Source organism: Streptomyces sp. ISL-96 (genome assembly GCF_018614035.1).
Taxonomy (GTDB): domain Bacteria; phylum Actinomycetota; class Actinomycetes; order Streptomycetales; family Streptomycetaceae; genus Streptomyces.
The window spans coordinates 76331-87509 of sequence record NZ_JAGGPA010000017.1 but is presented as its reverse complement, the minus strand read 5'-3'; the positions used below and the strand labels follow the sequence as shown (position 1 = coordinate 87509).

At 69.2% G+C, this 11179-nt stretch carries 9 protein-coding genes; 2 read left to right on the top strand and 7 right to left on the bottom strand.

Features of this window, described 5'->3' with window-relative positions:
• Positions 1-72 precede the first annotated feature (72 nt).
• The 6 genes from fxlM to J7E96_RS11415 all read right to left on the bottom strand — a co-directional run bounded on the left by fxlM (position 73) and on the right by J7E96_RS11415 (position 7756).
• On the bottom strand, positions 73-2154 hold the full coding sequence (gene fxlM, locus J7E96_RS11440) for a methyltransferase, FxLD system (protein WP_215130154.1): 2082 nt from the start codon (positions 2152-2154) through the stop codon (positions 73-75).
• 21 nt (positions 2155-2175) lie between these two features.
• On the bottom strand, positions 2176-3471 hold the full coding sequence (locus J7E96_RS11435; RefSeq protein WP_215130152.1) for a lanthionine synthetase C family protein: 1296 nt from the start codon (positions 3469-3471) through the stop codon (positions 2176-2178).
• Positions 3438-6392, bottom strand: coding sequence for a lantibiotic dehydratase (locus J7E96_RS11430; RefSeq protein ID WP_215130151.1), 2955 nt, complete (start codon positions 6390-6392; stop codon positions 3438-3440). Before J7E96_RS11430 ends, J7E96_RS11435 begins: the two co-directional genes overlap by 34 nt.
• A 225-nt stretch (positions 6393-6617) precedes the next feature.
• Positions 6618-6797: an FxLD family lanthipeptide gene (locus J7E96_RS11425; protein ID WP_016825826.1), complete on the bottom strand. Its 180-nt coding sequence runs from the start codon at positions 6795-6797 to the stop codon at positions 6618-6620.
• Between the two features lie 208 nt (positions 6798-7005).
• Positions 7006-7179, bottom strand: coding sequence for a hypothetical protein (locus J7E96_RS11420; protein ID WP_015612046.1), 174 nt, complete (start codon positions 7177-7179; stop codon positions 7006-7008).
• 130 nt (positions 7180-7309) lie between these two features.
• Positions 7310-7756 carry an ATP-binding protein gene (locus J7E96_RS11415; RefSeq protein WP_215130150.1) on the bottom strand — a complete coding sequence of 149 codons (447 nt, stop codon included), beginning with the start codon at positions 7754-7756 and terminating at the stop codon, positions 7310-7312.
• 230 nt (positions 7757-7986) lie between these two features.
• Between J7E96_RS11415 and J7E96_RS11410 the strand changes: the two genes are divergently transcribed.
• Both J7E96_RS11410 and J7E96_RS11405 read left to right on the top strand, forming a co-directional pair.
• A complete protein-coding gene (locus J7E96_RS11410; protein WP_215130149.1) occupies positions 7987-9270 on the top strand; it encodes an XRE family transcriptional regulator in 1284 nt (427 codons plus the stop codon).
• Positions 9267-9806, top strand: coding sequence for a GNAT family N-acetyltransferase (locus tag J7E96_RS11405; protein WP_215130148.1), 540 nt, complete (start codon positions 9267-9269; stop codon positions 9804-9806). Before J7E96_RS11410 ends, J7E96_RS11405 begins: the two co-directional genes overlap by 4 nt.
• A gap of 88 nt (positions 9807-9894) precedes the next feature.
• Here J7E96_RS11405 and J7E96_RS11400 read toward each other — a convergent pair whose 3' ends face one another.
• Entirely contained in the window at positions 9895-11097 is a 1203-nt protein-coding gene (locus J7E96_RS11400) for a DNA cytosine methyltransferase (protein WP_215130147.1), read from the bottom strand.
• Between the last annotated feature and the right edge of the window lie 82 nt (positions 11098-11179).

The window sequence follows — 11179 nt, the reverse complement described above, 5'->3', positions numbered from 1 at the left end:
GCGTGAGGACGGGTAAGGCGACGGTGGCCGCCGGTTACATGCTGGCGGCCACCGTCCACTACGCGTTGGGTGTCACCGCCAGTCGACGACGATGCGGTTCAGCGGGGTGTCGAGCGCGAAGAGGCCAGCTCGCTGCTCGATCGCGGGGGCGTCGAGGGGCTGGATCTCGAACGTGGCCTCGCGGCCCCGGTACTCCAGGTCCCACACGCGGATGGCTGCGGCGACCTTTGCTGCCAGTTCATCGCTGCCGGGACCGTGGCCGATGACCCCGAACTCCCACAGCTTGCCGCCCTCGGGAGTCTTCTTCTCCGACAGACGCCGGGCGAGGTAGGTGACGGCGCCCTTGTCGACGGCTGCGGTCGAGGAGGGGTAGGGGTCCTCGGTGAGCAGAGTGCCCTTGGCGGCTTGCGGGAACAGCATCCGGATCAGGCCGGAGGGAAGGGAGCAGGTGAGGAACAGTTCCATCCACTCCGGCGACTCCATGGCGCGGACCGTCATGCCCGTCCACTGCTCCGTGCGCGGCTCGTGCAGGACGCCAGCGAGGGCCTCGGCGTCGATCTTCTGCCCGGCGGGGGCCTGGAGCCGTACGGTTCCGTCCGCACTGAGCGGGATGACTCGGCGGTCGTCGTCGGCGATGCCCCGCCTGAGCGGCATGAAGGTGTTCATCTCGCTACCGAGGGACATCCACCGGCCATCGCGCTGCTCATAAGCGATGGACCGGGACACCGTGCCCTTAAGGCGCTGCGGGACGAGGAGCCGGCCCCCGGGAGCAAGCTGCTGCAACCAGGCATGTGGCACACCGTGCGCGCCCACGGTGGCGATGATTCGGTCGTACGGCGCACCTTCCGCGTAGCCGAGGGCCCCGTCTCGGGTCACCGCCTCCACGTTGGTGGTTCCGGCGGCGGACAGATGCGCGCGGGCGCCCTCCACGAGGTCGTCGTCGACATCGAGCGTGGTGACGTGCCCGCCCTCACCGACCAGATGGGCGAGCAGACCGGCGTTGTAACCGGTGCCTGCGCCCAGTTCGAGGACGCGCTCGCCCTCCCGGGCGTCGAGCTGGTCCAGCATGAGGGCGACCACGCCCGGCTGGGAGGCGCAGGAGATCGAGCTGCCGTCGGTGTCGTACTTGATGTGCACCGGCGCGTTGGCGTATGCGTCTTCGAGCGGCACATCGGGCACGAACACATGACGGGGCACGGTCCGCAACGCGGTCTCCACGGCGGGAGTGCGGGCGCTTCCCTCAGCGCGGAGCTGGTCCACCAGTGCGTTACGGAGGCGCTCGGCATCGGACGTCGGGGTGGTCATCGTGTCGGTTTTCACCCCTTTCACGCTATCGGCGTTGGTCGTTGACTCGGTCGGCGACGCGGTGTGGTCACTCGTTCCCATGACTGCCTCTCGTGCAATGTTGGACAGAGCGCTCTGGTCGTCCCGGAGGAGACCGGCGCGGTTGGCGTGGAAGATGATGTGGTGGGCGATGACGGCTCGCAGGCCGCGTGTGAGAGCGCCCCGTTTCGCGAGGCCGACGAGTGTGGCCCCCGTCCGCTCGAAAGCGGTCACCCACGCCCCGTGCCCGTGGAGCGGGCCGTCCCGGAGGGACAGGCCGTAAGCATCAGCGCTCATGAGCTTCCGCACGAACGGAGTCAGTTCGTCAACTCGTACGGGTGACAGAGCGCTGGTGACCGGCCGGAGGGCGGCGACCTTCGCCCATACGTCACCCTGCTCGAACCAGTCGAGTCCGGCGCCGCGCATCATGGCGCTCGCCAGCAGGACCGCAGTCTCCTTGCGCCCCAGGTGGTCCGGGCCCGGCTGGTAGGTGAGGAGGTGGCGGGAGTCGCTGTGGAACAGTTCGTGGGCGGCGTCCATGGCATCCGGGCCGCCAAACGCGTCGGACTCGGGCTCGTAGACACAGGGCAGCCACGACACGACCGTCCCGTCGCCCACAAGATCGCTCAGCAGCGACTCAATGATCGAGGAGGGCTCGTCTGCGAGGTACCGCAGCGGCCAGGGCTGTTTGTTCATGAACCACCAGCCGGTGAGCTGCCCCGCGGTCTCGGCTGCGATCAGGGCGGGCCCGACGCGTTCGTTGATGGCGTGCAGGGCGCTCTCGCGGTCGATGAAGGTGATGTTGTGCTGGTGCCAGCGGTCGGGGGGCATCAAAGTCCTTCGGTCGGTGAATCAGGCGATGAGCAGGCAGGAATCCCAGGCGGACTGGGGCGGTGCGGCGGTATCGGCAGCGAGAAGAGCCAGGGCTGTGCCGGCGGCTCCGTCGAGCAGGCCGGGCCCCGCTCCGGTGCCGCTGACGAGTGCCGTGGCCGCGCGTTCGAGGTCGTTGTCCACCGAGCAGATCGCGGTCAAAAGCCCCGGGATCGCGGCTCGGAGTCGACCGACGGTCGAGGGATGGGCGTCCTCGGCCGTGCGGACGGCGATGTGGGTGAGGCCGGCGAAACCGTGGCAGAGGCCGTTGTCCGTCGTGGCTCCGAGCTGGTCCGGGTCGCTGAGGGCGGCGGCGAGCGCGTTCTCCGCCGTGATCTGGCGTTCGGTGTCTCCGATGGCGAGCGCGGCAAGTTGCTGAGCGCGGGCAAGGCCGGAGGTGCCGTAACACCATGACGGCCGCCGGAGCTTGGATGCGGCGCGGCGACCGGTGCGTAGCTCGCTCCGAGTGGCCCAGTACGGCCAGGCCGGTCCTCGGTCCGTCTCCTCCTGCCAGCGGTCGAGCCAGGCCAGGATGGCGCGCAGCGCTCTGAGGTGCCCGTCCGTAACGGTGCTCTTCCGGGCGGCGAGGGCCAGAAGCGCGAGCACTCCGGCGATGCCGTGGGCCATGCCGGTGTTGGCGTGCCCACCGGGAAATCGTTCGTCCGGGCTGCCCGAGGGCCCGTTTGCCGTCCACCAACCCGGAAGGTCCTCGCCGGAGTGCCTGATCGGTTCGGTAAGGCGTACGCAGTAGTCGAGGACGGCGCGCACCATAGGGCTGCCTGAGTTCCGGCGTAGAAGGTAGGCACCGTATCCGGTCAGGCCCCGGATGGTGTCGAACTCGGCGAGCTGCGGCAGGCATCCGGCATCGATGCGGCGATGCGCGGCGTCGAGACGGCGTCTGACGTCGGTCTCGATCTGCCGGTCCATCGCGTTCAAGGCGCGCTGGTAAGAGCCAGGAAGATGGTCGGCGGCGCAGGCAAGGGCGTGGGCGAAGGCGGGCATCCCGTAGAAGGGGTGGCTGCCGGGTCCGCTCGTGAGGGACCCGTGAGACGCGGCAGCGAGCCAGCCGTGCGCATGCTGCCACGGTCCGAGGCCATTTGCCGCCCGTTCGATGTGGAGAAGCGCGATTCCGGGCGGGCCATAGGCGAGATGTTGCCGATGTGCCTGGAGGACGGAAGGCGCCCTGCCGGGGTCGGCGAGCCGCGCAGCAACGGCATCGACCAGGCCGAGCACCGGGGGCACGGTCACGCCGGCCTCCCGGTGGTGCGGGCAGTCCACGCCAGAGCAGCAGCGCGCGCCAGGTAGAGGCACACCTCTTCCTCCGGGAAGTTCACCGCGACGTGCCGCACGAAGTGGACGTGCAGAAGGGAGGTCAGGACGTCATCGACGGCGATGCCCTGGGTGTCCGGGCCGGGAAGGTGCAACCGGTACGCGGCGAGTGCCGCATCGCGCTCTGCCCAACCCGACACGATGGCGTCTCCGCCCTGGACCTCGCGCAGTGCGGCCCAGTCGTCGGCTGGGTTCGCGAGCCGTACGGCCTCGCTGAATTGCGGGCGGGGGACGGACACGGGCGCTGTGGGCGAGACGTGGTCGGCAAGCCAGCGCATCGCGGCCTCGGTGCTGCCGAGGAACGCGGAGACGATGGCAACGGTGTGGGCCGCCACCAGCGCTCGTTGCGCCGGTCTCTGCGGCTCTGCGAGCTGGCCCAGGACGCTGCGCGAGTCTGCCCGGAACACCTCCTCGGCAGCCTCCCAAGCGGCGCCGGAGCCCCAACGACCCATTTCCCGATAAGAGGTGGGGTAACGCAGATCTGCCAGCAGCCCTACGTTGCGCAGGTCGTCGGCCCACTCGCTCACGGTGCGAGCCGTCTGAGCGAAGGTTCCGCGGTCGGGAAGGGCGATGCGTACGCGGAGGTGCTGGTCCGGGTCGCGGAAGCGGATGAACCACCACGGCGGGTTGCCCAGGCGTTCGAGGAGTCCGGGGAGGTGCTGGGAAAGCAGGGCGTCCTGACGGCGAGGGTCTCCATACAAGGCGGCGAGCAGCACCGATGAAGCGGCGGGAGTCTGCAGCTGGGCCGCCGAGAGGGCGCGAGCCTGAGTGGGAACGGGCAGGGGCGGCCAGGACGGCGATCGGGACGCTTTGAGTGGCACTACGATCTCGTGGGCTCGCCCGCCGCACCAACCGTACGTTTCTGGTTCCGGGGCCTCAATGAGCACGGCCTGGTGCGAGCGGTCGAGGTGTCGGAGCAGGAGCGTCCGGTGGCCGGCTTCGTCCAGGTCGAGGAAGAGACGCCGGTCGTCCTCTACGAGGAACACGCGGCGAGGCAATCCCCGTTGTGCCCGCCATGCGGCGAGCGCGGTGTCCCACTCACCCCGAGAGCGAGCACGACCCGGTAGTTCGGCCGCCTCCAGCCGCCAGCGTGCGGGTGCCAGCACAGTACGCCCGTACCGCAGGCGCGGCAGGAACGGCATCGCCGCTGCGACGCCCCAGTCGAAGACGGTGACCTGCGCGCACTGGGCGCGCGACAGCTCGGCGAGGAACCGCGCCAACGGCGGAGTGTGCGTGTGCAGGTTCAGCGCGTTCATGCCGACGGCCTCGACTCGGCGCCCCCGTTCCGGAGCGGCCAGGAATATGCGGCGGCCGTCGCACCCCACGGCCAAGCAGCCCGGGGTGAGAACGGTGTCCTTCGGTGCGCGGTGCTCTTGGAGACTGATCAAGGTAGGCAGGACCTGCGGGGCGCGGGTGACGTGAGCGCTCTCCGGGAGCAGCGGCGGGAAGGAGAGCTGGGCGGGCACGGTGTTGCTGTCCGCGGCCGGAAGGTCGGCCAGCTGTGCGGCCAGGGTCTGACGCTCGGAGGGTGCCAGTACGCCGAGGAACCGGCCTGTCGAAACGCCGGCCCCCCGCGACACGCTCACGACCTCTAGCCGGAATCGTCCGCGCTGCAAGTCCTCCAGGCTGGCGGCGTGCACGCGCACCCCCACCTCCAGATGCGGCGGCAGTCGTGGCTCATCGGGCCCCACGTCCAGGAGGTCAATCTGTTCGTCAGTGAGCACGACCTCGTCACAGCCGTCGAGCGCGGCGCCCTGCGCCAGGCGTAGGAGGGAGTCGTCCCGCGCGGAGACGCGGGGCCGACGCGGAACGGCAGGACTGCCCGGGTAGCCGTCGGGGTAGCCGGTCCCGCTGTCCGCGACGGCCTCCACGAGCGGCACCATCGTGCCGATGCCGTACCGCTCGTAGAAGCGCTGGTGGTAGGCGTTCCACGCGGCTGTCCCGTACGGGCGGGTGCTCACCCGGGTCAGGATGAAGGCAGCACGCTCGATCTCCCGGGCCACTTCCTCAGGTAAGACGAGCTGCGCATCCAACCGCAGGTCAAGCGCGACAGGGTGCCGACGCAAGCCGGGCACGAGGGTCCGCATGCGCGCCGCGGTGCTGTCCCGGCCGCCGCGCGTGGCGCACTCTTCCAAACCCATCCGGACCGCGTGCAGCTCGCGTGCTGTCTCCGCTACCGGCGCAAGGCTGTCGACGTCGATCGCATCGAGTTGGTCGAGCAGATACCCGAGGGCGTCGGTCTCGGTGCTTGGCGCGTGCAGGCTCGAGATCAGCACGCGCCGCCGGACCAGCTCCGCCAGTAGACAGCGCACCTTCTCCGGACCGGCCTCGGGGAACTCCGCCCGGAGCTTTTCCACGAGGGCTCCGCAGCGAATCGGCGTCCGGGTCACGGCGAGGACCGCACGCACCGGTTCTGTCAGGGCCAGGGATGCCTCGACAGCGCGCACCCGGTCGTCACTGGCATCGGGTTGGAACGGCACGATGAGCCGGTCTCCCCGGCTCGTCACGGTGTTGTTGACGACGACGGGCAGCCGGTCGAGGAGTTCCGGGCAGGACTCCAGCCGTTCGACCACAGCGGCAAGCCACTCCGCCCCCGCGCGGCCCACGGCCATGTGAGCCTTGCCCCACTCCGCACGTGCCTGGGGGCCGAACGCCGCAGCGGTCACGCCGGCGAACAGACCGAAGGGTGTCGCCCGGTGTTGGGCCCGCAACAGGTAGCGGGCTACCGACAGCGCCGCGCGCCGTACGTCTCGATGGGGAGGATTCTCGGCCATATACACGGCCCGCACCTGCACGGCCAAGGCTGGGCTGGAGTGCTCCACGGCCTCGGCGATGTCCTGGTCCGCCCAGACCTCGCGAAGCCACGTCACGCAGGCAGAGGAGCCGTCGGGCGAGTGGTCATCCGGGTCAGGGCACGGAGGAACCGACAGAGACCGTCGGGCCACGGCACGCACGAGAGCGGTGGAACCGGCGCGGAACACTGTGGGCTGAGCAACCACCGATGACCTCCATGGGCGAGGGGATGGGCGGCTGGTGCCGCCGCGCGGAGACGCGACGGCACCAGACCGAAGGTGACCTGGGGTTCGGGTCAGGCGTTAGGCGACGTTGGTGGTGCAGGCGCCGCAGGTGGAACCGCAGTTGTCGTCGGTCAGGTTGACCAGACCTGCCGGATCAGCGATCTCCACGAGCGAAACATCCAGGTCGAAGCCGTCTGATGCACCCGGAATCTGCGGGCGTACTTCGGTACGGCTGGGCACTACGGTGCTGCGCGTCATGCTGCACTCCTTTTCATCGTTGGTTGTTGCTGAGCTGGGCTGGAATGCCCACCAGGAGCCGCCAGAGGAGCGATGCCGGACGGCTGGCCCTCGGACCAGCTCCTGGCCGCCCGGCACGAGGGGATGCGGCCCGCGCAGAAAGTACTGACCGGACCGCCCACTCACGCCAGGAAGTTGTGTGCAAGGGGGCTGATCGAGCAGAGGCCGATCAACGCTCCATGAGGTGGGTGAGGGCCTGAACCTTGAGACGATCAAGGCACGGCTCACATGCGTAGAAGGGGGCGTGCTGCCCGTCCCACTGCACCGGGCCGAGCCAGATCACCCGCACTCCGGTGCGCTCGCAACCGAGCCAGCAGTCACCGGTGATCCATGACGAGTCCATCGAGGAACGGCCCTTTCACCAGCCGGTCGAGACGGGCGATCCGGCAGCCTGATATCTGGCGGCGCCGGCCCAGAGCTGAAACGGCGGGCGGACGGGAACCAGAAGAGGCAAGGGCACCGCAGCCGGGCTCTCACTCGTCGCCCCCGGTACCGAGTTCGGCCCAGACCTCTTTGCCCCGCAGGCGTCCGCCCGAGCTCTGAAGGTCACAGCCCCAGCGGTCGGCCACGGCATCGATGAGGAGCAGCCCGCGGCCGGACTCGTCCTCCTCGCCCGCGTGGCTCAGCGCCGGCAGACGTGACGGCTCCTCGTCCACGATCCCGACGCGTACCCGTGTCGCGCTCGGCCGCCCGACAACGAGACGGATCTCGGGGCACGGGGTGTGCCTGGAGGCATTCGCGATCAACTCCGTGATGATCAGCTCGGCGCGGTCGGCGAGGTCGTTGAGGTGCCACATCCCGAGAACCCCCCGGACGAGCTTGCGTCCGGTCTCGGCCGTGGACGGCTCACACGGAAAAATCTCGCTGTACGTGGGATGGCTGGCGAGGACCGCCTCAACTGGTTTCTTCAGAATCGGCATGGGATGAAGCCTTCGTGTCGTCTCGGCGCCCGCTCCACCCCTCCCTTGTGGCTCTTCAGGGGCGGACCGAGCCGTCACCAGCCGCTCGCGGGGAGTGACCGACACCCAGATAACTCCGTTGCTTGGCAGTCTGGTTAGGGCGTTCAGGTGCTCGTCCGACGGGCTTACCTAGGACGTTTTGACCTGCCCTTTACCTGGTGGGTAGAGAGCGCGCGGGCTACCGTGCCCGCATGGACGCGATCCGCAACACCGTCCTTGAGGCGTGGATGACCGAGCACGGATACAGCTCAAACAGCCTGGCCGACGCCGTGAACAGGGCTGTTGAACAGCTGACGGGACACGTAGGCGGGCTCGACGGGTCATCGGTCCGGGCGTGGAAAGCGGGCCGAGTTGCCTGGCCAAAGTCAGCAACGCGTACCGCACTTGAGGTCGTCACCGGATTACCCGCCGTCGCCTTAGGGTTCGTGCCACGGGGCCGGCCTTCGCCCACCCCAGCGCCATCGCAGCAGGAGGAGCCCGACATGAAGCGCCGTACCCTCGTCGGCGGCATCGCAGCTGCGGCTGCCGCAGCAGCCGCCCCAGGGACCGCGTCACCACGCCGTATCGGCATGAGCGACGTCAACCGGCTGAACAAGCGCTTCGCCGAGATCATCGCCAGCGACCACCGCCACGGCGGGCAACCTGGCATCGAGGAGCGGGCCGCCGCGCTTGCCGACGAGGCGCTCAACCTCCAGAACGCGGGCAGCGCCACGCAGCGGGTACGCAGCAGTCTCTACGCCTCCGGAGCCGCATTCCGCTCGTCTGCGATGTGGGCCGCCATCGACGGCCGGCGCTACAACGTCGCGAAGGCGCACATGCGCGAGGCCCAGGCCCTCGCGGAGATGTCGGGGGACCAAGCGATCAAGTTCCGCATCTGGAGTCACGCGGGCACCATGTACCGCCACATGGGCCGCCCCGCCGACGCGTGCGCCGCCAACGATGTCGCCCGCAACCTTCACCTCACCCGCCGCGACCCGCTTTTCGCATCCCTCGGCCTGGCCCGCCAGGGCGCCATCCACGGCACGGCCCAGAACCGGACCGATACACGCCGCGCGTTCGAGCAGGCGCAGGACGCCATGCTGCGCGCCGATCCCACCGACCACCGGCCGGTCTGGTTGCTCGCCTTCTACGACCAGGCCGAACTAGACTCCTTGGCCCTCTCCGCCTACCTGGCGCTCGGCGACTACCCGACCGCCGAGTACCACGCCCACCGCTGCCTGTCTTCGCTCCGGCCCCACATGGTCAGGTCCCGGGCTATCACCACCACCCGTCTCGCCCACGCCCTTCTCGCGCAGGGTGCCGCCGAGGCCGCAACGGCCACCGCGATGAAGGTTCCCGCAGACGCCGCCACCCGCCACGCCCGCGTGTCGCGCATGCTCCAAGAGTTCGGTGCCGCGCTCCGCGCCACCGCACCGCGCAGCACAACCGTCCAGACCTGGACCGAGCACACGGCCACCTGGAGGACGGCCGCATGACCCTGGCACCCGTCACTGAGCTGCGCACGTTCACCACCCTGGCCCCCGCCCGCGGTGACCTCCTCGATGTGTACGCCGAGGTACGCGCCCCGCTGCTCCACCTGCCGAACTACGCGGTCACCGCGTTCGGCGAGCGCATCGACCGGCACGCCACCGAACCAGGGTTCACAGCCGTCCTCGCGTACGCGGACGGACATCCGGTCGGCTACGCCTACGGCAACACCATCGAGCACGGCGACCGGTACTGGCAGCGCACCAGCCCGATGCCAGCGGACAAGTACACCGAGCGTCCGGCCGTGGCCCTGAAGGAGATCGGCGTCCGGCCAGCCTGGCGGAAGACCGGCACCGCCCGGCGCATTCATGACGCCCTTCTCGCCACCCGAGATGAGCAGTTCGTCACGCTCATGGTCAACCCGGCTGCGGGGGACGGGAAGGTCCGCACGCTCTACGAGTCGTGGGGGTACGAGGACATCGGGCAGAGCCAGCCGTCACTGGCCTCGCCGGTTCTCACCGTGATGATCCGCGCCATGCGCTGACTGGCACCCGCCACGGCACGCCGTCTGGGCGCGAGCGGCGTGGGGCCTCCTCCGATGAAGGTTCGCCCAGCCACAGATTATGGGCAGGTCAACCCCTCGTCGCCAACCGTCGGGGTGAAGGTCCAACCCCCTCACCTGGATGAGCCTCCTTGGCACCCACCTGCGGTTGGTACGCCTCAGGTATTGGAACGGGCGCGACGGCGCGCGGGACCCTCAGTTGACGCACGGGCAACAAAGAAGGCGTTCCCCCCAAGAGGCGAGTCCTAGCTGAAGCCTCGCCCAGTTCAAGGTCTCCCACGATTGTCCGCCCCAACACCTCTGCAAGGAGCGGGGGGGTCGCGTTGCCCACCATCCGTCGGCCGGCGCGGAACGGGTGGTCGATGCACCATTCGTCGGGGAAGGTCTGCAAGCGCATCTGCTCCCGCACGGACAGGGGCCGATTGTCCCAGTGGAACGGCCCGGTGCTCGGTCCGGGAGACGCCGGCAAGGTCCAGGACGGCCTGTCCTTGGCCAGCTTCAGCAGAAACGACCAGTACCGGGTTCGCCAGCCGAAGAGTTCCTCCCCGTCACCACGGGCCGTCAGGTGGAGGTAGTTGCCCCCTTCGGGGATGGAAGGCAACAACGCCGCCCATTGCCCTGTGGCGGGAGGCTTCTCGTTCTCTTCGAGATCCCAGAGCACATCCCAGGCCCGCATCGGGTTGTCCGCGTGGGTGGCCTCCGGCAGGTGGACCTCCGCACCGTCCCGGTAGGCGATGCCGATGGCCCGGCGCCGGTGCTGTGGCACCCCGAAGTCGGCCGCGTCGACGACCTCGGCCACCAGCCGGTAGGAAGTGCCATGCCGGTCATTGATGCCCGTGAGTCCCTCCTCGATGACCTCGGAGGCGTTGTCGTTGCCTCGCAGGAATCCCTCGACGTTCTCAATGAGCAATGCCTTCGGGAGGAAACTCTCCACCAGGTCGAGCATCCCGTGCACACATCTGGCCCGGTCGTCTTGCATGCCGCTGCGGGCCGTCGAAGCCCACTGCGCGGCCTTGGAGAAAGGCTGACACGGCGGTCCCCCCGCGATGAGGTCGAGTTCGCCGGGCTTCATGCCCAGCGCCCGGGGCACGAGCTGCTGGGCAGCCGTGTTGACGTCTCCATCACCGGGCAGGGCCCATCCCGGCCGATTGGCCGCGAGTACGGACCTGGCTTCGGCGTCGAGTTCCACGCACGCGACGGTGTCCAGCCCCGCCCGTTCCAGACCTACGTCAAGACCACCCGCTCCGGTGAAGAGAGAAAGCACCTTCCCCATGGGCCGGGTTCCGGCTGACGATCGTGCGGCGGTCAACGGAGGCACTCCCCGAAGTTGATCTGCTCAGAGTCTTGACATAGGG